This window comes from Nibrella viscosa, assembly GCF_039541875.1.
GTDB lineage: Bacteria > Bacteroidota > Bacteroidia > Cytophagales > Spirosomataceae > Nibrella > Nibrella viscosa.
Genome location: NZ_BAABHB010000012.1, coordinates 129236 through 153442 on the forward strand (window position 1 = coordinate 129236; position 24207 = coordinate 153442).

Annotated in this window: 14 protein-coding genes; 4 read left to right on the forward strand and 10 right to left on the reverse strand. The window is 54.5% G+C overall.

The window, feature by feature from the left end; genetic code table 11:
- Positions 1-102: 102 nt before the first annotated feature.
- The gene (locus tag ABD931_RS22800) at positions 103-741 is read left to right on the forward strand and encodes a TlpA family protein disulfide reductase (RefSeq protein WP_345270306.1); all 639 of its coding nucleotides are present in this window, start codon (positions 103-105) and stop codon (positions 739-741) included.
- A 68-nt stretch (positions 742-809) separates the two neighbouring features.
- Here the strand turns inward: ABD931_RS22800 and ABD931_RS22805 are convergent, their stop codons facing one another.
- Positions 810-1517, reverse strand: coding sequence for a 3-keto-disaccharide hydrolase (locus ABD931_RS22805; RefSeq protein WP_345270307.1), 708 nt, complete (start codon positions 1515-1517; stop codon positions 810-812).
- A gap of 51 nt (positions 1518-1568) precedes the next feature.
- A complete protein-coding gene (locus ABD931_RS22810; protein ID WP_345270308.1) occupies positions 1569-4049 on the reverse strand; it encodes a TonB-dependent receptor domain-containing protein in 2481 nt (826 codons plus the stop codon).
- Positions 4050-4148: 99 nt separating this feature from the next.
- Between ABD931_RS22810 and ABD931_RS22815 the strand changes: the two genes are divergently transcribed.
- Both ABD931_RS22815 and ABD931_RS22820 read left to right on the forward strand, forming a co-directional pair.
- Positions 4149-5195 (forward strand): aminopeptidase, encoded by a 1047-nt coding sequence (locus ABD931_RS22815; RefSeq protein ID WP_345270309.1) that lies wholly within the window; start codon positions 4149-4151, stop codon positions 5193-5195.
- A gap of 30 nt (positions 5196-5225) precedes the next feature.
- Positions 5226-6017: a DUF3108 domain-containing protein gene (locus ABD931_RS22820; protein ID WP_345270311.1), complete on the forward strand. Its 792-nt coding sequence runs from the start codon at positions 5226-5228 to the stop codon at positions 6015-6017.
- A 107-nt stretch (positions 6018-6124) separates the two neighbouring features.
- Here the strand turns inward: ABD931_RS22820 and ABD931_RS22825 are convergent, their stop codons facing one another.
- From ABD931_RS22825 to ABD931_RS22835, 3 genes are all read right to left on the reverse strand, one after another.
- Positions 6125-7027, reverse strand: coding sequence for a PorP/SprF family type IX secretion system membrane protein (locus ABD931_RS22825; RefSeq protein ID WP_345270312.1), 903 nt, complete (start codon positions 7025-7027; stop codon positions 6125-6127).
- Between the two features lie 76 nt (positions 7028-7103).
- The gene (locus ABD931_RS22830) at positions 7104-9614 is read right to left on the reverse strand and encodes an ABC transporter permease (RefSeq protein ID WP_345270386.1); all 2511 of its coding nucleotides are present in this window, start codon (positions 9612-9614) and stop codon (positions 7104-7106) included.
- Positions 9615-9799: 185 nt separating this feature from the next.
- A complete protein-coding gene (locus ABD931_RS22835; protein WP_345270313.1) occupies positions 9800-10501 on the reverse strand; it encodes an ABC transporter ATP-binding protein in 702 nt (233 codons plus the stop codon).
- A 227-nt stretch (positions 10502-10728) separates the two neighbouring features.
- Between ABD931_RS22835 and ABD931_RS22840 the strand changes: the two genes are divergently transcribed.
- Positions 10729-11478 carry an arylesterase gene (locus tag ABD931_RS22840; protein WP_345270314.1) on the forward strand — a complete coding sequence of 250 codons (750 nt, stop codon included), beginning with the start codon at positions 10729-10731 and terminating at the stop codon, positions 11476-11478.
- An 89-nt stretch (positions 11479-11567) separates the two neighbouring features.
- On the opposite strand, the gene ABD931_RS22845 is transcribed toward ABD931_RS22840, so the two are convergent.
- The 5 genes from ABD931_RS22845 to cmk all read right to left on the reverse strand — a co-directional run bounded on the left by ABD931_RS22845 (position 11568) and on the right by cmk (position 24174).
- Entirely contained in the window at positions 11568-12539 is a 972-nt protein-coding gene (locus ABD931_RS22845) for a PorP/SprF family type IX secretion system membrane protein (RefSeq protein WP_345270316.1), read from the reverse strand.
- 12 nt (positions 12540-12551) lie between these two features.
- Positions 12552-18689 carry an SdrD B-like domain-containing protein gene (locus ABD931_RS22850; protein WP_345270317.1) on the reverse strand — a complete coding sequence of 2046 codons (6138 nt, stop codon included), beginning with the start codon at positions 18687-18689 and terminating at the stop codon, positions 12552-12554.
- Between the two features lie 441 nt (positions 18690-19130).
- Positions 19131-22358: a hypothetical protein gene (locus ABD931_RS22855; RefSeq protein ID WP_345270318.1), complete on the reverse strand. Its 3228-nt coding sequence runs from the start codon at positions 22356-22358 to the stop codon at positions 19131-19133.
- Between the two features lie 35 nt (positions 22359-22393).
- Positions 22394-23461: an NAD(P)/FAD-dependent oxidoreductase gene (locus tag ABD931_RS22860; protein WP_345270319.1), complete on the reverse strand. Its 1068-nt coding sequence runs from the start codon at positions 23459-23461 to the stop codon at positions 22394-22396.
- Positions 23458-24174, reverse strand: a complete 717-nt coding sequence (gene cmk / locus ABD931_RS22865) for a (d)CMP kinase (RefSeq protein WP_345270320.1) — start codon at positions 24172-24174, stop codon at positions 23458-23460. Before cmk ends, ABD931_RS22860 begins: the two co-directional genes overlap by 4 nt.
- Positions 24175-24207: the final 33 nt, after the last annotated feature.

Below are 24207 nucleotides of genomic sequence, written 5' to 3' on the forward strand. Positions count from 1 at the left end.
CCGGCGTAACGCCAGAAACAATACCGGACCCGGCAAAAGGCTTTATAACCTGTTGCCGGGTCCGGTAGTTTTACTATACAGCACCCGTAAACACAACAAGCTATGAGCGACACGCCTAAAAAATCGACCCGCTGGCTCCTGTATGCCATGCTCGCAGCATTCGTGCTGGTCTTATTGTTTACCGAACTGGGCACCGCTCTGCGCGGCAACCTTCAGCAACTGTTCCTGAAAACCGGCGTCAACGACGCACCGGCTTCGGGCGTGCCGGTGACGGCCGCTACCGTCAGCCCGGCCGAACAACCAGCGGTCACCGCTTCGGGGCCGCCGTACCAACTGGCCCTTTCTACCCTCGACGGCAAAACCGTTTCCCTGGATGACCTGAAAGGAAAAGTGATCTTTCTGAACCAATGGGCTACCTGGTGCCCGCCCTGCCGGGCCGAAATGCCCGCCATCGAAAAACTGTATCAGTCGGTGGATAAGAGCAAGGTAGCGTTTGTGATGCTGTCGCTGGACGAAAACCCGGCAAAGGCCCGCCGGTATATCGAGCAGAACAAATTCACCTTCCCGGTCTACGTACCGGCCGGCCCCATGCCCAATGACTTTACCACCGAAGCCATACCCACCACGCTGATCCTGGACCCCGACGGCCGCATTGCCCAGCGCATGGAAGGGATGTTTAATTACGATACCGCTGAGTTCAGGCAGTACCTCGACTCGCTCGCCCGATCGGCGAAAAGATAGCTGCGCCGGGGTTGTGATTCAGGGATAAGAACCATATTCTGGCTGTCCATAAACGGCCAACGCGGACGTCACTCGGTAAGCCTGCTAATCGGCGTCAGCATAACCTTCCGGAACTCGACCTCGGCCCCTTCGGCCTGTAGCGCGATCTGGCCTTGCCGGGCGGTGGCGTTGTAGCCGAAATTAACCAGGTCGTTGTTTACCCAGACCTTGATGGAATCGTTCAGGCACTCGATCACCATCGTGTTCCATCCGCCCAGGGGTTTTTCGGAGCCGTCGGTCAGGTTGATCACGCGCCGTTCCTTACCCTCGGTGATACCCCAGTTCTCTTTGGGGCCACGACGTTTCTCCATATCCGGCACGGTAATGTCCTCGACAATGCACCAGAAGTCGCCCGCATTCTGGTGCATCATCTGCACCTCGATCGATTTGGGAAACATCTTATAGAGGGATCGTGGGGTAGAAGCATGCACGAGTACCCCGCAATTACCCGGTTTACCGGCAAAGCGGTAGTGCACTTCGAGCCGGTAGTTCTGGTACGAGGCATCGGTGATCAGGTGGCCGTTGGGCTCCCCCATACTAACCAGCAGTCCATCGCGCACAAGAAACGGATTTTTGACCGACGGGTTATTATCCATCGCCGGTACATCCGCATGCCAGCCGCTGAGATCTTTACCATTAAACAGGCTTTTGGATTGAGCCAATGACGACAGCGGCAGTAGCGGAATGATAAGCAGGAGCAGGTAACAACCCACTCGGGTATAGTTCCGTGAATTCATGACGTAAGGTAGTAAGGGTTTTGGCTAAAGATACGTAAATAGCCGACGCAATCAGAACTTCGCCCCAACCGTCAGGTAAAACGCCCGGCCGTCGGCGGGGATAATGCCGGGACCGGGGTAGGCGTCGGCCCGGCGGGTAAAGTAGTGGGCGTCGAGCAGGTTATTGCAGGTACCCTCCAGGCTCAGCCATTTCCAGCGGTAAGCGGCCGAAAAATCGACCACCTGATAGGCGGGGATAACCCCATTGACGGCCGTGGAGGTACGGCGGGCGTTGGTAGCGTCGGTAAAGTGTTCGCCGGTATAGGCGTATTGCAGCGTAGCCGACAGATCGGCTCCGTTGGCTAAGGTCCGGCGCAGGGTTGAGCCCGTGCGAATCAACACCGGTGGGACTTGTTCCACCCGTTTGTTGCGGATGGTGTTGTCGGTGGTATTGATGTAGCGGGCATCGATCAACGAGACGTTGGCGAATACCGACCAGCCCGTCAGAGCCTCGCGGTTGCCGAACAGTTTCGGGATATCCACCTCCCCAAAGGCTTCGATACCCAGGTTGCGCGAATCGGCGATGTTGGTGCGCAGCCGGTAGTCGAGGTAAAGGGGTGGCTGATCAGCCTTCAGCAGCAGCCCGATGCGGTCTTTATAGGCAATGTAAAAAGCCGTTACGTCGAACGTGAAGAAGTCCTCGGCGCTCCCGCGAATCCCCAGGTCGGCGGTGTAGCCGCGCTCGTCTTTGATGTTCGCATCAACGGCAAAGTTGGGGTTGGCAATGCGGAGGTCGGAGAAGTTGATAGCCCGGTAATTCTGCGACACATTGCCGTATACTTCCAGCTTATCCGTCGGCTTATAGCTCACCCCGAGTCCCAGCAGCGGAAACGAGCGCCGGCGTACCTGCGCATCGTCGATTCGGTTATCCACAATCAGGTTACCGGCAAAGTCAAATACCCGTTGCTTGTAATACCCTTCCGAAAACGTCCGGATGCTTTCAAACCGGATACCGGGCGTAACACTCAGTTTGGAACTAAGATTGAAAATGTTCTCCACAAAAACAGCATCGTTTTTGTTGGGAAAGCGGTAGTCGGAGCCTTCCAGACTAGTTGGGTTCAGAAAGTAAAAGTCGGCACCGGCCTGGTTGTTGGCGTCGCCCTGCCGGGCGGTGGTGGTGCCCCGGTACCAGCGCACACCGGCCAGAAACGTGGCCGGTTGGCCCGCTACCGTATAGCGATGCAGCAGCCGGGTTTCGTTGCCGATATTGGTAAAGCCGCCGTCGATCAGGTTGCGGTTGCCGCCCAGATCGGCCACATTGATGCGTTCCAGATTACCTAAGGCCGAGCGGCCGGCAATAAGCCCAAATGTGCGGGTGTTCAACCGCGTCCGCTCCGACAGCTGGTAATCGGCCGTAACGGCCATCAGGTTCCAGTGCACGCTGAACCAGTTGCGGGTGCGGATCGACTGCCGGGGATTCTGCGCAAACTGAGCGTCGGTGAGGCCGCCGGGCTGCTGCGCCAGGTAATCCATGTAGGTATACTCCACGCCCAGCATCAGCTTCGGCGCTACCTGGTACCGTAGGGAGCCGTAGGCGGTGTTATTGGTAAAGTCAGAATTGGGCCGCCAGCCGTTGCCCTGCTTGCGCTGGTAAAAGGCATAGTAGTTCAGCTTACCGTCGGCCACCGTTCCGCCCACGCTGTTGAACGAGCCGAAAAAACCCCAGGAGCCGATGGTCTGCCGGCTGTTTACCTCAATGGCTTTGTCTTTGGGGCCGCGCTGAAACCGGAAGTTCAGCATCCCGCCAAACTGGGTACCGTATTGTAGCGAAGCCGCTCCGCGCACCACCTCAATACGCTCCAGGGCCTCCATCGGCGGGGTATAGTAGCTTTCCGGATAACCCAGCGCATCGGCAGATATGTCATATCCGTTCTGCCGGGTATTGAAGTTCGATGTCCGGTTAGGGCTGAGCCCCCGCCCGCCGATACCGAGTTGCAGACCGGCTCCGTCGCTCTCCCAGATGTTGAGGCCGGTCACTTTGGCAAAGACCTGCCGGGCGTTATTGGTGGCTTTATTGGCGGTCAGATCGCGCAGCACTACTACTTCGCTTTTCTTGGCCTCGTAAATGGCCGTACCTTCCACCGATTTCAGCCGCGTGATCCCAAACGTCCGCTCCCGTTGTGCCTGCACCACCACTTCATCCAGATTTTTGGCCAGTTCGGTCAGTTCAAAGTTGAGGGTCTGCGGTTCAGTGCCAAATAATACGGTTTGGGTAGTCGTTTCCAATCCCAGCGCAAAGGCCACCACAGTGTAGGTGCCGGCCGGAAGCTTGAGCCGGTACTGCCCATTGGCGTCGGTAAGGGTGCTATACCGGCCGTCCTGCGTGGTCACCACGGCCTCTTCGACCGGTTTCTGGTTGTCGGCCCGGCGGATCTGACCAGTCAGCACGGAGGTTTGGGCGAAGAGCGGACTAGTCAGGACGATCAGACCTGTTACCAGCAGCAGGCGTTTCAGAATTATGATTTTATTTGCGCAGCGTAAAAAGTGGTACACGGTTCGGCGTCGATAATCTTACGCAAATTTAGATCAATTATAAATAAGCCGGGCAACTTTAAACGATTTTGTTGTTATTTAAGTCTAATCAGGTAGTACATGTGGAAAAAGATTATAACTGGGGTACTGGTTATCTGTGTGATTGTTGCGATTTGGCAGCGTGAACTGCTCAGCTACGGCTGGATGCAGGCAAAAGGGCAGCTTAAAATCTTATGGAATACACAACCGGTAGAGAAGGTACTGGCAAACCCGGCCTACCCCGACTCGCTGAAGCGAAAAATTGAACTCATTCAGGAGATCAAGCGTTTTGCAATAGATTCTATAGGCTTAAATCCATCAGGGAGTTACACTACCTATTACGAACAGCACGGGCAGCCTATCCTGTGGGTCATCACGGCCTCAGAGCCGTACCGGCTGGTGGCGCATCAGTGGTCGTTCCCCTTCCTCGGCACGTTTTCGTACAAAGGTTTTTTTGAGAAACCACGAGCCGAAAAAGAAGAAGCAGAGCTGAAAAAGGAGGGATTGGATACACGGATTGGCGAAGTTTCTGCCTGGTCGACACTGGGCTTTTTTAACGATCCGATCCTGTCGAGTATGCTGGAACGGCCCGTTGGCCGGCTGGCCGAACTGATCATTCACGAGCTGACGCACGGCACTCTGTTCATCAAGAACAGCCTGGAATACAACGAAAACCTGGCTGATTTTGTGGGCGAATACGGTGCCCTGCGGTTTATGGCGCAGAAATACGGTAAAGAGTCTACTACGTACAAAGCCTACCTGGCTGAGCGGACGTATGACGAGCGCTACGACGAGCATATTCTGCGTGGCACCCAAACACTGGATAGTTTGTACCGGACGTTTGGCTCACAGACTCCGGTTGCGGAGAAACAGCGGCTGAAAACAGCCATGATTGAACAGATTGTTGAAACGGTGGATACGCTTACCGACGGACAGCCGAAGCTACTTCAGCCGTTAACGAAAAAGCGGAAGAAGCACAGACTAAAGTTGCCCAACAATGCGTATTTTGTTGGGTACCTGACGTACCGGAAGCAGCAAAACCGGTTTCGCGCCGAATTCGAGGAGCGATTTAATGGAGATTTTAAGCGATATTTTTCGTACCTAAAAGAAACCTATCCATCTTTGTAACTGACGATCAACGTCCAACGACGAATCGATATGAAGAAAGTGATTGCAGCCCTTAGTCTCTCAGCGTTACTGGCCTCCGGTTTTTCAGCCCTGGATTCGTACCGACGCGTACCCAATAACAGTTTCGGTCCGGGCGAACATATCGAATACCGGGTTCATTACAGTTTTCTGAATGCAGCGGAGGCAACCGTAGAAGTTAGTCCGACCGTGTATAAAGTCAACGACCGGCCCTGTTACCGGGTCAATGTGTATGGCCGGACGGTAGGAGCCTTTGATCTGGTCACGCGCATCCGTGATACCTGGCGTTCGTACATTGATACGACGGCTATCGTACCCCAGAAATTCTACCTCAATATTCAGGAAGGTAACCACCGGAAAGAAGCAAACGTCACGTTCGACCATCAGAATAACCTGGTCCGGTCGGAGGAAGAGGCCACCAAAGACATTATAAAAGTACCCGATAACGTGCAGGATGTCATCAGCGGCTATTTTTATTTGCGCACTATCGATTTCAATAAACTATCGGTCGGGCAGACGCTGGAAGTACCTGCCTTCTTCGATAAGGAGTTGTACAACATGCGCGTCCGCTACCGGGGCAAAGACGTGGTAAAGACCAAGTTCGGCCGGATCAATGTCATTAAGCTGAATCCGGTAATGCCGCCCAACAAGCTGTTCAAAGGCGAAGAGTCGATCCGCATCTGGGTATCCGATGATACCAACAAAGTGCCCGTAAAAGTGGAGGTCGATCTGATGGTTGGTGCCATGGAAATGGATCTGCGGCACTATTCGGGGCTTAAGCAGAACCTGCGCTTCTTCAAATAAAGAGTTAAAGACTATACCCGCCAACAGCCGACTCACGTCGGCTTTTTTGTTGGAAGCCCCTGCTCATCCGCAATTGTATCGCCAACGAACAAGACGATCAAAACTGTTTAAAATGTAAAGCCTTCGGCGTTGGGTACCCAGCGGAAAATAAATTCGTGAACGCTGGCCCCGAAAGAGTTCGGCGCTTCGGGTGTTTTGGAGTTGAAAATATACCCTGCCCGGATGAATTTAGACAACTGATACTCCCCGATGGCCTGTATGTAATTGATCGAACCCAGGCCGAGGCTGTTCCGGCGCAGCGACAAACCTAAGCCTAGCCGTTCGTTCAGCCACAATTTGGCATTCAGATCGGTTCCGATTGGCCGTCCCGTTAGCTGGGTTACCAGCAGCGACGGTACCAGCACGGCGTTTTCGGCAATATCCAGCCGGGTACCCAGTTGAATAAAGAGCGGCCGGGTATTCTGAAACAGGAAACGGCCCGAAAGCTGATACCCCCGGTTAACCAGCTCCGGCAGGGAAATACCGCCGAAGAACGTTTCGGAGTTGTAATAGATGCCTAGGCCGGCACTGGCAATGGCTTTGTTCAGCCCGATCAGCGTAGTCGGGTCAAAGACCGGCAGGACATGAACGCCCCCCTGCCCACCAATGGCGATATCCGACGTTTCGGACAGCGGGAAGCGATAGGCCAGACTCGCGTAGGCACCCGTAGTCGATAAAATACTCATACGGTCGTTCAGCGCCTGAAACCCCAACCCGACGCGACCACCGCCAACTGCGCCATCAATTGCCAGACTCTGTGTAATAGGCACGTTCCGGAGGCCAAACCACTTACGCCGAAACATGGCCGTCAGGTGCATTTTCTGCCGGCTGCCCGCATAGGCCGGATTAATAGCCAATGGATTGATAAGATACTGGGAATACAGCACTTCTTTCTGGGCAAACAGGTCGGAAGCGCAAACCAGAAAAGTCAGCAATAAGGCAATCTGGCGAAAACGGGCAGCGAAAGTCATAGGGTCATGCAGCAATTCGCCGGTCAAATTGGCTCGTTTTCGGCAGATTTCCTACCATGGAGGCCGAAAAGTAAGGCTATGTCTCCGCCCGCAGCACCTCCAGGGGCGGCCGTACCAATACGCCCCGGCTGTTCAACAAACCGATCAGGATCGTCAGCCCGGTCACGATACCGACAACGGCCAGCAGTGGGGTAAAATTGGGCCGGAAGACGATGTCGAACACATAATGCGCCAGCGCCCAGGTACCTCCCAGCGACAGCACAATACCGGAGAAAGCCGCCAGTAATCCCAGCATCAGGTATTCGATTAGGGTAATCAGCAGGATCTGCCTGCGATTAGCTCCCAGCGTCCGGAGCAGCACACTCTCCTGTATTCGCTGGTACCGGCTGATTACCACAGAGCTACCTAATACCAGCAGGCCGGTTATGATACTGAACAACGCCATAAAGCGAATCACAAACGATACCTTTGCCAGAATCTCGTCTACCGTTTTCAGGATCAGCCCCAGATCGATAGCCGATACATTCGGAAACTGCGTCACTAAATCCCGCTGTAAGGCCGCCGATTGCTCGGTGTTAGGCACCCGTGTCATCAGCACATGAAATTGCGGAGCCTTCTCCAGCACCCCGTTTGGGAAAACAACCAGAAAATTGGTCTGCACCCGGTTCCAGTCAACCTCGCGGGTGCCGCCTACAATGGTCGGGATCAGCGCACCCTGCACGTTGAACGTCAGCGTATCGCCCAGCCCTAATTTCAAACGGTCCAGGTAATTTTTCTCCACCGATATACGGGGCATTCCCCCTTCCAGGTACGGCGCTTCGCCCGAGGCCAGTTTTTCCGAATCGATCAGGGTATCCCGGTAGGTAGCGCGGTACTCTCGGGTCATGGCCCAATCGGGCACTTTTGCGCTGGTGTCTTTCTGGATCGCTTCTATGGTTTTGCCGTTAATTTCGGCCAGGCGCATCGTCACAATAGGCACCTGCTGGATCACCGGCAAGTCATACTGTTCGACCAGTTTCTGCACCCCCTCCCGCTGATCGTTTTGAATATCAAACAGCACCATGTTCGGTTGTTTGCCACTAGCCGAAAGCTGCACCCGCCCCAGCAGCAGCGTCTGGGTCAGGTAGAGCGTGGCAATCAGAAAAGCGCCCAGGCCAATAGAGGTCACCAGGATCAGCGTCTGATTATGCGGCCGGTACAGATTAGCCAGGCTCTGCCGCCAGATGTAGCTCCACGATACCGGAAAGAACGTGCGCACGGTCCACATCAGTAGCCGTCCCAGCAGCGTCAGTATACCAAACGCCACCAACAGGCCACCGGTAAAGCCCAGCGCCAGCCTCCAGCTACGTACCTGCCAATAGGCAAAACCGAGAATAAATACCACAATTAAGCCGTACACCAGCCACCGGAACGGATCCCGGGAGGTTACATCGTCTTCGTACGACGTGCGGAGGGTACGAAGGGGCGATACTTTCCGGACCACCAGCAGGGGTAGCAGCGCAAACAGCACAGCAATGACCAGTCCGGTACTTATTCCCTGTAGTACGGCCTTCGGCGATACGGAAACGGCTACCTCAATGGGCAGAAAACTACCGAACACCTCCGGCAGCAATAACTGAACTACCGAGCCTAGCAGCGCCCCGAGTATAGCCCCCAGCAAACCCATCAGCGATGTCTGAATCAGGTAGATCAGAAACGCCTGCCGGCCCGTAGCCCCGAGACACCGCAACACGGCTACAGACGCTACTTTTTCTTTGATATATAAGTGTACCGAGCTGGCTACGCCCACGCAGCCCAGCAGCAGGGCTACAAAGGCCACCAGGTTGAGAAACCGGGTCAGGTCTTCAAAAGCCCGGCCGGTCTGCCGCTTGCGCTCGGAGACGGTATCATAATTAAATCCCGCTTTATCCAGCCGGTCCTCAATACCTTTTACATAGTTGTCGACATCATACTCCGGCGCAAACTGGTAGTAATACTTGTACTGCGCCCGGCTCCCACGCTGTAGCAAGCCGGTTTCTTTCAGGAGCGGATACGGAATAAATACGGCCGGAGCTACGGTAGTTGCAATAGCAGCCTGACCGGGCGTTTTCATTACCCGCCCGACCACCCGGAACATGAGTTTCCCGATTTTCACCGAATCGCCCGGCTGAGCGCCAAACTGCACCAGCAGGGCATCATCAACCAGGGCTACCCGTTCCGGTGTCTCTCCCGCCTGCCGAAACGCTTTTACGGCCGCAGCCGGTTGTGTCTCCCATAAACCATAATACGGAAACTTCCCCTCAAGCGCCTTGACCTGCGCCAGCCGCACACCACCCGACGTGGGAAAGAACACCATTGAGGGAAACGATACCTCGTAGCTCCGGTCGTCGCCGATGGAGCGCAGAAACTCCTGCGTAGCCGGTTTGCCTTCGCCCCCGGAGGTCAGTACCAGGTCGGCACCCAGCAGTTCGCGGGCCTGATCCTCTACACTAAGCGCCAGATTGTCGCCGAAGGAGTTGATGGCCACCAGGGCTGCAATCCCCAACACAATAGCCGACATAAACAACAGCAGTCGTTGCCGGCTCCGGCGGCTATCGCGCCAGGCCATTTTCCACAGCCAGGGGCTAAACAGCGAAGCCGCCGGCACGTTTATTTTTTCGATGGGCTTGTCCATGGGAGGTGGTTTGAAGGTTGAAGGTTAAGGTCTGAGGTTTAGATGGGGTAACAGACTGTTAGAACAAGCGAAGCAACCGCCGGACGGCCCCGCTCAAACTTCAAACCGTACACTTCAAACTAATTCTTAAAAACCGTAGCGTTATCGCTAATCGTGTCGGAGATGACGGTGCCGCCTTTGATACGGATGATGCGCTGGGTGCGGGAAGCCAGCTCCAGATCGTGAGTGACCAGCACGAGCGTAGTACCGGATTCGCGGTTCAGGTCGAAGATCAGATCGACCACACGGGCGCTGGTATCGGTATCGAGGTTACCGGTCGGCTCATCGGCGAAGAGGATCTTGGGGCGGTTGGCAAACGCCCGCGCCAGCGATACCCGCTGCTGCTCACCTCCGGAAAGCTGGGTGGGATAGTGATGACCCCGCTGCGCCAGGCCTACCCGGTCCAGCAACTCCTGCGCCGTGCGTTTGGCTCCTTTCTCGCCCCGCAGTTCGAGAGGAACCATTACGTTTTCCAGGGCCGTCAGCGTCGGCAGCAGTTGGAAGTTCTGGAAGATGAAGCCAACGTGGAGGTTGCGGACGGCCGCCCGCTGATCTTCATTCAGGTTATCCAGTCTTATCTTATTCAGGTAAACGCTGCCCGACGTAGCCCGGTCCAGGCCGGCGCACAGGCCCAGCAGGGTTGTTTTTCCGCTACCTGATGGGCCCACGATAGAAAAAGTATCGCCCGGCTGTATCTCAAAACTCACATTTTCCAGAACCGTTAGGGTGCGGTCGCCACTCTGATAGGCTTTCGTTAAGTTCTCTACACGCAGAATACTCATAAGGATTCTATAAAAAGAATGCCGGACTGGATGCCGACAACGTATAAACGATTTTGAAAGGATTAACCATACGATTATGTCACTTGTATAACAGGCAGTACGGAGATTGAGTTTACCTATATCAGCTTACTTTATCAAGGATAAGTTAACAAATGGAATAATAAACTGTTGAGCGGGTAATAACCGATTCGGTATATTCGTACTTAACAGAGAATAGACATCTGATTATGAAATCGCTAAACCGATACAATCCCATTCGCTCCTATACGATTCTGCGGCTCAGCCTGTTTCTGCTGGGCGTAATCTGGAGCTGCGACTCCGGCGAAAACCAGTCATCAACCAACCGGCCACGCAAACCCGCCGGTACCGAACGCACCTATACCCAGCAGGCTGCCGAACAGCCAACCGATGAAAGGGTCATCCTGTTTTATGGTAACAGCCTTACCGCCGGCTATGGCATCGAACCGGCGCAGGCATTTCCAGCCCTGATCGGTGCCAAACTTGACTCGGCCGGGTACCACTATAAAGTAGTCAATGCCGGGTTGAGCGGAGAAACCACGGCCGGCGGCCGCAGCCGGATCGGCTGGGTATTGCGGCAACCCGTATCCATTTTTGTGCTGGAACTGGGCGGCAACGATGGACTGCGGGGTATTCCGCTAACGGCCACCAAGCAGAACCTACAGGCGATTATCGACACCGTCAGGGCCAAAAGCCCCGAGGCCAAAATTGTGCTTGCCGGTATGCAGATCCCCCCCAATATGGGGCCGGAGTATACCTCGCGATTCCGCGAGCTTTATAAGGAACTGGCGACAGAAAACAACCTCGCTTTAATCCCCTTTCTGCTCGAAGGCGTGGGCGGAGTTCGTCGGCTCAACCAGCCGGACGGTATTCACCCTACCCCCGAAGGCCATAAAATTGTTGCCAAAAATGTCTGGCAGGTGCTGGAGCCGCTGTTGGAGAACGATACGGAGAGTTAACGGTACTGCTCGTACCCTGTATTGATTAAGCTCTGTTCATGGCTAGTTCACTGCTGTAGGCCACCACTCTCCAAACAAAACCAAGCGATTTAGAAGTAGCGCGGAGTCAGGATACGATTCTTGGTGAACCCAAATTCATACCGCACCATCAGCTCGTGTGAACTGGGGATAACCATACCAAGGCGATTGAGCGTACGGTCGTAGGCATATCCCATCCGGAACTGATCCGTCAGTTGCAGTTCAACCATGCCCACGATAGCATCGGTTGTTTCTTTCGTCCAGGTATAAAACTGGTTCTTACGGACAGACGCCCCAATGCCTACCCGTTCGGCAATCCACAGGTTCAGGTTACCGTCGAATCCCAGCGGAGCACCTTCCGCGTATTTCACCAATACCGAAGGCTTCAGTTTCAGGCTAGAACTAATGCCCAGCACAAACCCCGCCATCCCATAGGCATGACGACGCTGAACCGCCTGGTAGTTACCATACTCGTAATCACTCAGCCTATTTTTGATCAGCCGCGGCACCGATACGCCGATATACGAGCGATCGTTGCTAAGGAAAATGCCCGTCCCGAAATTCGGTAGCGCCTTATTCACATTGGCAGAAAAAGCCGGATCAACCGGCCCCGCATTACCCGGAGTAAGCTGCACGCCCATCAGATTCCGAACCAGCCAGGCCGCTCCGGCCTGTAAGCCCAACGCCAGCGTCGTACGCTCACCTACCTTGACCCGAAACGCGTAGGAAGCAAACAGGCCACTTTCGTTGTCGACGCCGGCCCGGTCGTTGTAAATCTGTAAACCAACGCCGATTCGCTCCCGGTTCAGCGGCATATCGGCCGTAAAGGTAGCCGTTTGCGGAGCGCCCTCCAGGCCCATCCATTGCGAACGGTAAAGAGCCGTTGCACTCAGTACATCACGACTTCCGGCATAGGCGGGGTTCAGCGCCATCATGTTGAACATGTATTGCGAGAACATTTTGTCCTGCTGGGCCAGAACCCGGCCGCTGCCGGCCAGCAACGTCAACATTACGAATGCGCCAAGTACAAATAGACGTTTCATTACCATACACTATCAGCGGTTAATCGTCAGGTATTTCACAAATTCACGCCCGTCGCTCAGTCTGACGACGTAATAGTACGTGCCTTCGGGCAAGCCGCCGGTAGTGGTCCCCACCTGCATTCCCGTATTGGACGTACCATCCCAGTCATTCTTGTAGTCATCGTTTTTGTATACCAGATGGCCCCATCGGTTGTATACTTCCAGGCTCACGATCAGCCCTGCCGTACCGCTGATAACGAAGGTATCATTGATGCCGTCGCCATTGGGCGAGAAACCGCCTGGTATAAATAGTGTGCCTCCGGTGGTTGCCGGCAACGAAAGCGGTGTTGCTTCGCTTTCGTTAAACTCTGTTGGGTCTCCGTTGCCGTTCGGATCCGGATCAAGTCCATTGGTCGAGACATCAGCTACGGTTCCGGTTCCTGATCTGGCTTCGCCGTATACTGTATTCAGGAAGGTATTGCTGCGGCCATCGGTCACTACATTAACCGTAAACAGCACGGTATCGGCGCGGCCGGCGGCCAGCATACTCAGACTATCGTTAATTACCAGCCGCGGATCGGTCGTGCCGTTGAAGCCGCTGTTGGCAATCAGCTTACTGTCTGAAGATGCCTGTGGCGGTCCAATTACCGTAAAGGTAGCACCACTTACGGAATTAAACACGTTATTCAGGCTATCGGTGAGTTGCACATGCGTCAGCTCACTGGTCCCGTAGTTCTTCACAACAATCTGGTAGGTCACATTGTAGCTACCGTTCGCCTGCCGGACTGTATCTTTCACCGCTTTGGCTACACCCAGACGGGAATCCACCGGCGATCCGGACAGCACAATCTGTGTCGGCTGGGTGTTGTTTCTCGGATCGAGGTCATTGTCAGGATCAGGGTTAGAGCCGGCCGTCGATGTATCCCTAACCATAGTGCCACCGGCCGTTTGGGCCACCGCAATGGCCGTGTTGTTAAAGGTAGTCCGGTTTGCACCACTTACGTTAATTCGGACACGGAACCGAATGGTTCGGGTAATTCCCTTCGGCAGCGTACTCTGGTTACTGTTGAGCATATCGATCAGCAGGCCCTGACCGGTAAAACCAGCATTGGGTGTAAAGCCCGCATCGGCTGAAACACTAATCGGATTGCTCACAATGATTACACCACTGCCGTAGTTCTGCGCCAGATTATCGCTAACCTGCACATTGCTCAAATCGTCGGTTCCCAGGTTAGATACCCGAATGGTGTAGGTAAGATCATACACCCCAGGACTACCCGGTACCGGCACTGGTGTATCTACAGCTTTGGCAACTCCCAGCATAGCGGTTGGCACATCAAAGCGTACCGGTGTCGGCGTATTTCCGACCGGGTTGGGATCAAAGCCGTTGTTCGACTGATCCTGCACCAGGGTTACGGGACTTTCCGTATAGCCGGTTGCCAGCACACTGCTGAAGAATGGACCGGGATTATTGGCCAGGATCACATTGACGGTGATGAATACCGAATCGCGTTCGCCCGGATTCAGGCGGCTGGCGGGCAACAGCATCTCCGTGCCGGCGGTCGGCCGGCCGCTAAAGGCAGGATTGACAACCAGATTACTACCCGCCCGCACCGTTGGTGGCCCCACTACAGAGAAGGACGTGGGCGCAGCAAACGAATTGGTCAGATCTCCCATGAGCTGGACACCCGTCAGCGGTACCGTACCAAAATTCTGAACGGTGATTCTGTAACGCAACTGATGGGTATTGGTCGACAGTTGTTGTCTGGACACCAGCGCCATTGCTACTCCAATAGAAGCACTCTGATTCTGCGGCTGCGTTGTTCCGCCCCGTACCGATATAGCCACACTGGCCGAAGCCTGGCCCAGGCAACCCTGAGACCGGCAGAAAGCCACAAAGCTCTGCTCTATCTGCAAGGGTACGACAATAGAACTTCCCGTCATGCCGTTTGACCAGGTTACCGTTCCCGGACAACCGCTGGCAGTCAGCGTAACACTGGAGCCTGCATTAACAAGGGTAGATGATGCGGTAATGGTCGGCCTTGGCGTCTGGATCACCGCAATGGTATAATCCTGCGAGCGGTCGCTCACGCACTGTCCGTTCCGGCATACTACATTATAGGTAGTGGTTGTAGTAGGTGATACCACAATGCTGGCGGTCGTCTGCCCGGTATTCCACTCCGGCACGCCATCACAATTCTGAACAATCAGGGTCAGGAACTGTCCCGGACAAATGGATTCGGAGCTACAGATAACGGTTGGCCGGGGCCGGGTCGTGACGGTAATCTGAACGACGTTGGACGGAGGGCTACCGCAACTGTTACCTACCCGGCAAACCGCCGAGAACTGATTCTGCTGCGGAGTGGGCGATACGGTTATGCTGGTCCCCGTCTGTCCATTCGACCAAATGACTGTGCCGGCGCAGTTGGCAGCATTCAGCGTGACGGTCCCACCATTACATACCGTCAGTGACGAGGCCGTTACGGTTGGTGGCGTACCGGTGCTGTTCACGTTGATGCTAATCCGGTTAGATTCGCTGCTCCGGCAGCTTCCTACCTGACATACAGCAAATACCTGCTGGTTGGCTGAGGCTACAAGGCTGATGTTCTGCCCGGTAGCCCCGTTGCTCCAGACAATGGTGCCGCCCGGACAACTGCTGGTTGTTGACAAATTCACTACATCACCGGCACAAACCAGCGTATTACCCTGCACCGTTATGGTCGGGGTAGCCGGATTAACAACGTTGACGGTGACTACATTGGAGGGGTTGCTCAGACAATTGCCGACCTTACATTGCGCATAAAACGTTTGGTTGGCGGCAAGTGTCACGTTTATCACGGCTCCGGTCTGCCCGTTTGACCAGCTAACGGCTCCCTGACAGCCCGAAGCCGTCAGCGATACCGTCCCTCCTACGCAAATGGTGCTGGAACTGGCCGCAATTGCCGGCACTACCGGATTAGCTATGTCAATCACATAATTATCGGAGCGTGGGCTGGTGCAGTTCCCCTGCCGGCACACAACCGAATACGTATTGTTGCCTGGGGTGGGTATAACCGTTATATTGGTTGTGGTTTGCCCAGTGTTCCAGATGGGTGTTCCCACACAGCCGACTGCCGTGAGCGTCAGTTCTTCACCCGGACATACCTGCGTGGCGCTACAGACCACCGTTGGCTTAGGCAGTTCAGGCACAATTGTAATCTGTACCGGATTGGATGGCCCACCGGGACACGCCCCAACCCGACACACGGCCGTAAACTGGTTCAGTTGCGCGGTCGGTGTCACCACAATACTCGCACCGGTCTGCCCGTTGGACCACACTACGGCTCCGGCGCAGTTGGCCGCCGTCAGCGTGACGGAGCTACCCACACATACGGTCAGAGAAGAGGCCGTTATGGTGGGCGGGGCACTCGGTGGCACTACATTTAGGGTAACTGGGTTAGATGCAGGACTTGTACAGGCCCCAACCCGGCATACGGCCGTAAACTGCGTCTGCTGGGCGGTTGGCGTTACCACAATACTGGGCCCGGACTGCCCATTCGACCAGAGTATGGTACCGGCGCAGTTGGCCGCCGTCAAGGTTACCGAATTACCCGCGCAGGTGGTTAACGACGATGCCGTTACAGTTGGTGGGGCAACAGCTCCATCGGTTATCGTAATAGTGACGGTATTAGAGGCCGGGCTGCCGCACGTTCCGGCCCGACACACTGCCGAGAACTGATTCTGCTGAGCGGTGGGGGTTACTACAATACTCGCTCCGGTCTGCCCACTGGACCATATAACCGATCCGGCACAGTTGGCGGCCGTCAGCGTCACCGAACTGCCCGCGCATACCGTCAGCGAGGAAGCTGTTACTGTTGGAGGGGTACCGATGGTGTTGACGTTAATCCGAATCCGGTTAGACTCTGCGCCCCGGCAGCTCCCAATCCGGCAAAATGCAAACACATCCTGAGTGGCTGACACTACTAAACTGATACTCTGCCCGGTGGCCCCGTTACTCCAGACGATGGTGCCGCCCGGACAGCTGCTGGTAGTCGACAAATTAACTACATCGCCCGCGCATACCAGGGTGCTTCCCTGCACGGTAATCATGGGCGCATCCGGCGTCACTACGTTAACGGGAGTCCCGGCCGATGGATTGCTCAAACAGTTTCCAATCCGGCACTGCGCCGTAAAGCTCTGACTGGCGTTCAGTTGCGGGCTGATAACAGAACCAGTCATTCCATTTGACCAGATTACGGTTCCGGCACAGCCGGTGGCCGTCAGGGAAACGGTGCTGCCTACACAAATCGTTGCCGAACTAACGGTCACTGTAGGTACAATCGGATTGGCAACATCAATAGTATAGGTATCCGAGCGTGGGCTGACACAATTTCCCCGCCGGCATTCAACATAATAGGTATTGTTGCCAATGACGGGATTGACGGTAATGGACGAGGTGGTTTGCCCGGTACTCCATACCGGCGTACCATCGCAGCCAAGTACGCTCAGCGTAACATGGTCGCCGGGGCAAACCTGTGTCAGGCTGCATACTACCGTAGGCTTGGGAAGACCGGCATTAACGTTTATAACAACCGTAGCCGGAGCGCTCAGACAATTTGCCTGTCGGCAGATTGCCGTATACGTGGTGTTTACCTGAGGGCGAACCAGGATTGAGCTGCCTGTCTGGCCCCCTTCCGACCACTGAACCACTCCTCCCTCACAGCCCAGGGCGGTCAACCGTACTGAATCTCCCGAACATATGGCGGTGGCGCTGGCTACAATGGTAGGCGGCCGTGGATTCAATACATTGATGATAACGAGATTAGAACTGTTGCTGACACAACTGCCAACCACGCAGCTGGCTGAGTAGGTGGTAGTCACGCGGGGAGATACCGTGATGGTTGCGCCCGTCTGGCCGTCTGACCATCGAATGGTCCCGTTGGCACAGCCAATAGCGGTAATCTGCGTACTGCCACCTACACATATATTAGGAACAATGCAAACGATAGGCGGTGACTCTATATTGCAGGGACCCGTTACCGGACGAATTCCGGCATCAATCGTAGTATTATTGCGGGCGATACTAGTAGCCGGCTGCTCTACATCAATTGTGATCAAACCGGTAAAACCATCGGGTCCGGGATCACTGTCGATGGCCCGGTTGGCCCCAACCCCCTGCGTGGTAAACTGCTGACCGGAAGGAGCAATAAACCGAATCCGGTAAGTCCCTGCCTGTAAGGAATCAAATACGTAAAACCCATTGGCATTGGTGACCGTCGTTCGAATCGGGTTTGCCCCCGTTGCCGAATACAGGGCTACCTGAACGCCGGCAACTCCGCTGTTGGGGCCGTCGTCCTGTAAGCCATTCTCGTTCTGATCCCGGAATACAAAGTCGCCAATGGAGCCATACGGCCCCTGTATGATTTCTATATCACAGCAATTACCCGAAACACAACCGTTTCGGGTCGTTTGAAAGGTATAGGTACCAGGGCTTCTGATAAGCAGCGAGCTATCCGGATTCATCATAGCCAGCGTGGGCGACACGGCGGCCGTTCCTACCTGCTGGCCATTTCGAAACCAGCGAATACCGGTATATCCGGACGGTATGCTAATCGTAAATTCATCGCCAGGATACCAGAAAACAGGTACGGAGAAGCAAACAGAAGCGTAGTCGTCTTCCAGAATATTTCCGTTGCCGGGCTGAGAGTCAATATCCGACGGGCTGGCCGTCATCACCTCGGCTGTATTAAACCAGACACCCCGTCCGAGTACACGGGCGTTGATCACCAGCACGGCCGAATCATTGGCGGCTACGGAACCCACTGTCCACATACCGGTGGCCGAATTGAAAGAATTACTGCCCCGTAGCGCGGTACTCGACACAAACTCGGTACCCCCCGCCGGCAACTGATCCCGCACGGTTACATTCGTAGCTACAGCGGGACCACCGTTCCGAACAACCAGGGTGTACGAAATAATGGCAGAAAGCTGGGGACGACTGTTGCTGATGACTTTGCGCAGACTCAGATCAATGGTGGCGGCCTGTCCCATAGCGCCAACCGAAAGCAGCGTTCCAATAAACGCGGCAAAGCAGAATACTATCGACTTCAGGTACATTGCCGGAAAACGGGCAAAGGAGCCGTCGGCTGGCATACGATGAGGGACAATGTTCAGCGTAGAAGTTTCTTTCATCTGCAACTGGTTTGCGATATATAATCGATAAAACCTGCCTTTCCTGCAGGCAAAAAGCAATCCTGTTTTCTGGACAGGTGCGCGAAAAACATATACACACAGGAGGCCCAATAGTAGCCTTAAAAAATTATCTAAAACTATGCCAAACAGGCTAGCTTACAGTCTCAACCGAGGGCTAGCCTTGCAAACGGTTAAATATGAACGAATTATTCGTAAAACTACAAAAAAACTTTACGCTGGAAGCAGGTGACGCACGCGTATACCTACCGGGATGTCCGGCTAATTCAAGCATCCCAAGAACCACCAAAACTATGCCAAACTCTCTATTACTGCTTCTGCGGCCGGTGGTTTTAACCATAGCAGGTAGTTTTGCCTACACCAAAAAGCCCTGGCAATATCGATATTGCCAGGGCTTTTTGGTCAATTCTGTAACCATTGTTCCTAAAAATCGTACCCGAGCGTCAGGTACGGAATGGCCTTGCTCACCACATTGTTTTCCAGGCCCCAGGCATAATCAAACTTAACATAATAGCCAAACAGCATAGTACGCACACCAGCCCCATAGCCAATCAGGAACGGGTTTTTAAAGTTGGTGACCGTAGCCCGGAACGGCAGATTTCCTCCGCCTACAATTTCGGTATTGAGGCTGTTCTGGCGGCTGAATGGCCCTTTGCCGGTCCAGGCCGTTCCAATGTCGGAGAAGGCTACCAACTGCAGATTTCGCAGGAAGTTGGAGGTGATTGTTCCCCGGTAGAGATACCGGACCAGCGGCACACGCAGTTCGGCATTTAGCAGAAGGTGGCTGTTGCCGGTCAGTTTACCAAGCTTGAATCCGCGCAGCGGAGCCGCAAAATCCAGGAAGAATACATCGCGGTAATCGTCCCGGGCATCCTGCAGCGGATTTGGCACCTGCACCGGATTGGTTGCCGACGGCTCAAACTGCCGGGCAATCCAGTTCTCCATACCGCCCAGGGTACTTTGCTTGGGAGCCGCTCCGCCCGACTGCCCGTACGACACCCGCACGGCCAGCATCAGGTCGCGGTGCAGCTTTTGATAGTGCCGCAGATCGAACATAAACCGGTTGAAGCTCTCGCTTAAACTACGGACACCAGCATACTCATCGTAACGCGCCTTAAACCGTGTTCCTTCCAGCATGTTCATGCCGTTGACTTTGGTGTTGTCATACACAAACTCACCCCGCAAGCCCGCATATTCGGAGGTACGGTCCGGCTGACCAATAAACGACAGATCGAGCAGGCGGGTAACAGTATAAGAGGGCGATATGGTAAAGCGGCTGGTCACCGACAGCGGATAGGAGGCCGAAGCCGCCACCCGATTGTACCGGTACTTTTGGCTCAGCCCGCCATTGTCCAGAAATAGGGTCTGCCGGTCAATCCGGGCACCGTAGTCGATCCGGTGAGTCAGGTTAGTATATTCGGCAAACAGGTCACTGTTGCGCAGGTTGGTGGTGATAAACAAGCCGGCTTTGATGATGTGGTTCTCCAGCAGATCATTCATCGTGATGGTTTGCGTGTAGCCAAACCCCCGGACCGGGTCTACCCGCCAGGCAGAATTAGCGTCGTTGGCCACAAAAAGGCCCTGATAATCAAAAGGTCCACGAATGGTGATGTTCTCCCGACGGCGGTTGCGCGGAGGAGTTATGCTGGTGGGTGAGCTGGCAATTGCCCGGCGCTGACGGTACTCAGCGGCTTTCAGCACGTCTTCGTCGAACTGGTAATTGTCGGTATTCACCTCACCCGGCTCTAGATCAGTACGCCCCCCGGAATCGGGCTGGGATGCCTGCGTTACTGTTCGGTTTGTACTATCTGTACCGTTGGTTGTGCGCTGGGTCGGAGCAGGCTCCGCCGAAGGCGTAAAGCCCAGGGTGATGTTTCGCTGGGTTGGTACAGCCTGTACCGATTGGTTCAGGTCCAGCCGGCTCCGGTAGCTAACGTATATATTGCCATCCTGAATAGTACTGTACACAAACCCGCCATTGGTGGGATTGAGATCATACAGGTGAATACCGTACGGGAAGGCGGTAATCTGCCGAATCTGCTGGGCTTCGGTATCGACCCGGTAGAGGTTGCGAATACCATTGGCATCACTGAGGTAAAAGACGGTGTTTTCGCCGGATACTACCGGTTGTACAGCATGGCGCAGTGAATCGGTCAGTCGGGTAACCGCAGTGGCGCGGGGACCGCCTTCGTGCAGAAACAGGCTCATGCGGTCCCGTATGGTTTTGTACGAGCCTTTGTCGGCACCCAGCGTATCCTGCGAGCGGTTTGAGGCAAAGACAATACTGCGCGTGGTGCGTCCGACAAATTTCGGTGTTAAATCGTCGTACAGGTCGTTGGTCAGTTGCTGATAGGTTCCCCGGCCGATGCTGTAGAGATACAGGTCATTTTGCCCTTTCCGATCGGCGCTCATAATCAGGCTGGAACCATCCTCCGACGCATCCATAGAAACCACCTGGGTAAGTCCCTGAATAACTCTCCGTTCTTTGATTTTAGGTCGTTTGTCCAGATTGGTAAATACGTAGAGGTATGATTTGCCTTTTTCGTTGCTGACCACCGCCAGACTGTTTCCCCGCTGCCAGGCCACCAGCGGTGTTGTGGGCCGAATGTTCTGATCATCCTGCCGGTAGCCGCCATTCAGCACCGAGAAGCGCTTGCGGGTAGATGTATTGACAACTTCAACGTTGAATTTACCTTCCCGAACGGTGGTGTACGCAATAAATTGCTTATCCGGGCTCAGCTTGAGACTGTTCAGCAGGAAAGGGGCCCCTACAGAACTTAGTTTAATCCGGAAGTCATCCTGCCCCTGCTGATACGACTGCGTTACCGTTTTGGCCATACCGGCATAGTACTCGCGCCAGTCGCGCAGAAACCGGTTGTAAGGAACACCCAGGGTGCTGGCAATACTGCTTTGTTCATTCCGAATAATGCGGGTCAGGTTCAGGATATTGGAGATATTATCCCGACCGTATTTCTGGGCTATGTAATTCCAGATAGACTGGCCAATGCGCTCAGCTTCTTTGCCCATCAGCAGCGATGGCTTCCGTACAGGATGGTTCAATGCTACGTCCCGCATGTAATCGTCCAGATCGGTACTCCAGCCTTCGGCGGCATAGGCGGCAATCCCCGGCATAAACCAGTCGGGCAGGGTCAGCAGCAGGGAGCTTTGCAAGGCGTCTTTCAGGCTGCCGCCGTAGAGCATATCGTACACAAACAGCATGGTAATATCGTGTACGAGCTGCCTCCGAAAGCTGATCTGATCGCCGGTAAAAGCGATCTCCAGGCGGGATTTGGCCAGATCTACTTCCCGGCCGTTAAGGTCGCCCGTAGTACTGAGGCCGATATTGCTCTGGGCCAGTTCCTGGGGAGAATTAAAAAGAAAGATCTTGATCCGGTTATAGGGCGTATAGCCCAGCAGTTCGGTAATGCGGTCAAACTCCGATTCGGCATACTGAGCGGCCAGGTTGGCGAGTGGATTGCCGTCCTGATAAAAGTAAATTTCGAAGTTGGCTGTTTTGACAAATTTCCAGTCAAACTGCCGGTATTGAATCCGGTTTTTGCCAAACTGTTCCATGGAGGGGTAATTCTGTGCGGTAGCTGCCGACAGCACGCCCAACCAGGCCATAAAGAAAAGAATGTATTGCTTACGCATAATAATGCAACCGATACCCGAAAAAAGACTAATAACTACGTACGGAAATATAACGAAAGATGTCGGTTTATATTCACTTCGGCCGGTAATTCTTCGTCATCGAGCAAAAAACGCTTAAACTGATAGGCCAGGTACGGAGCCAGCGAGACGCCTTTTGTACCCAGGCCGTTGAAGATACCCACCGCCGGATGGTCGGGATGCAGGCCAAGAAACGGCCGCCGGTCGCTGGTCGACGGGCGGATACCGGCCTGTTGGTCGATTACCTCGTACGGCACCTTCAGCATGGCCCTCACCTTTGTTTCTAAGAACGAACGAGCCTCGTTGGATGTTTGCCAGTTCAGGTCATGCCAGGTGTAGGTAGCCCCAATTTTAAGCGTCTTATTATCAAGCGGTAAAATGAACACGCCCTGGTTAACCACATTCCGGATGGGGTAATCCGCCACGCGCACCGTCAGCACCTGCCCTTTTACCGGCGCAAACGGCAGCCACGACCACAACTGATTTTCCTGCGCCTGCACGCCATCGCAGAAAATTACCTTCCGGAATTGCCGGCCGGCCCAGGTAACGCCATTGGCCGTGTACGTTAGGTCTTCAGGCAAAACGGCCCGTTCGATATACTGATTTTTCTGCTGAAAATAATCCCGGATGGTCGCTAGAAAAGCATTCAGATCGACCCAGCCGGCCTGCGTTACCTCAAGGCCCCCGTAGGGATTATGAATATAGGGTGCGTACTGCTCGTTATCGGCATTCTCCCGAACATATTTGCCGATGGATGGCTCTGCCGTCTGGGCAAGGTAGGAGTTTTGCTCTTCGATAGAGCGGAACGGGCGGTAAATGTCCAGCGGAAAGAAGAAGTGATTACCCAACTGCTGCTCAATGCTCGTGTAGAACTGATACAGAAAGGGAAACAGCTCCTCGGCTTTCCAGGTGCGCACCAGTTTCCGGCCAGTCAAGGGATTGACGATACCGGCCGCTACCCGCGAGGCAGATGGTAACTCAGTGGCGTTGGCAACGATGCATTTACAGCCAAGCTGGTCGAGTGTCCAGGCCAGTACAGAGCCGCCTACCCCCTGCCCGACAAGCAGGAAATCGGCGGTATTCATGCCTTTTCTTTTTTGAAGTGCCCCTCGCGGTGGAGTTCCGCGATGCGCCGGTCGATGACTTCGATGACCCAGTCGACCTGCTCTTCAATGGTCATGTAGGAGGTATCCAGCACTTCGGCATCGGGTGCCTGCACCAGCGGGCTCTCGGCACGGGAGGTATCAATCCGGTCGCGCTTTTCAATATTCTGGATGATTTCGTCGAGGTTGATGAGTTCGCCTTTTTCGAGGAGTTCCTGCTGCCGGCGCTTGGCCCGGATAAAGGTTTCTGCGGTCATGAATACCTTCACCTCAGCGTCCGGAAATACTTTAGTGCCAATGTCACGACCGTCCATCACTACCCCCCGCCGGCGGCCCATCCGCTGCTGCTGCGCCACCATCGCCCGACGTACCTCCACGATAGCACTAACCTCACTGACCATGTTGGAGATATACATCTTCCGGATTTCTTCCTCCACGTTTAGGCCATTCAGGCAGGTTTCATTTTTGCCGGTGCGAGGATTGAAATTGAAGGAAATCTGAATGCGCTCCAACGCGGCCGATATTTCTTTTGGATTGGTGAGCGACACATGATTTTGAAAAAAATACAGGCTGACTGCCCGGTACATGGCCCCGGTGTCGATATAGGCATAGCCCATGCGGGCAGCCACTATTTTGGCGGTCGTACTTTTCCCGCAACTCGAATACCCATCTATCGCAACAACTATATTCGGCATGACCCTTCCGGCAAAATTTCGGCAAAGAAACAG

Bases quoted from the DNA above. Each gene is read 5' to 3' on its own strand.
- ABD931_RS22800 (WP_345270306.1), top strand. From the start codon at position 103: ATGAGCGACACGCCTAAAAAATCGACCCGCTGGCTCCTGTATGCCATG.
- ABD931_RS22805 (WP_345270307.1), bottom strand. From the start codon at position 1,517: ATGAATTCACGGAACTATACCCGAGTGGGTTGTTACCTGCTCCTGCTT.
- ABD931_RS22815 (WP_345270309.1), top strand. From the start codon at position 4,149: ATGTGGAAAAAGATTATAACTGGGGTACTGGTTATCTGTGTGATTGTT.
- ABD931_RS22820 (WP_345270311.1), top strand. From the start codon at position 5,226: ATGAAGAAAGTGATTGCAGCCCTTAGTCTCTCAGCGTTACTGGCCTCC.
- ABD931_RS22825 (WP_345270312.1), bottom strand. From the start codon at position 7,027: ATGACTTTCGCTGCCCGTTTTCGCCAGATTGCCTTATTGCTGACTTTT.
- ABD931_RS22830 (WP_345270386.1), bottom strand. From the start codon at position 9,614: ATGGCCTGGCGCGATAGCCGCCGGAGCCGGCAACGACTGCTGTTGTTT.
- ABD931_RS22835 (WP_345270313.1), bottom strand. From the start codon at position 10,501: ATGAGTATTCTGCGTGTAGAGAACTTAACGAAAGCCTATCAGAGTGGC.
- ABD931_RS22840 (WP_345270314.1), top strand. From the start codon at position 10,729: ATGAAATCGCTAAACCGATACAATCCCATTCGCTCCTATACGATTCTG.
- ABD931_RS22845 (WP_345270316.1), bottom strand. From the start codon at position 12,539: ATGAAACGTCTATTTGTACTTGGCGCATTCGTAATGTTGACGTTGCTG.
- ABD931_RS22850 (WP_345270317.1), bottom strand. From the start codon at position 18,689: ATGAAAGAAACTTCTACGCTGAACATTGTCCCTCATCGTATGCCAGCC.
- ABD931_RS22855 (WP_345270318.1), bottom strand. From the start codon at position 22,358: ATGCGTAAGCAATACATTCTTTTCTTTATGGCCTGGTTGGGCGTGCTG.
- ABD931_RS22860 (WP_345270319.1), bottom strand. From the start codon at position 23,461: ATGAATACCGCCGATTTCCTGCTTGTCGGGCAGGGGGTAGGCGGCTCT.
- cmk (WP_345270320.1), bottom strand. From the start codon at position 24,174: ATGCCGAATATAGTTGTTGCGATAGATGGGTATTCGAGTTGCGGGAAA.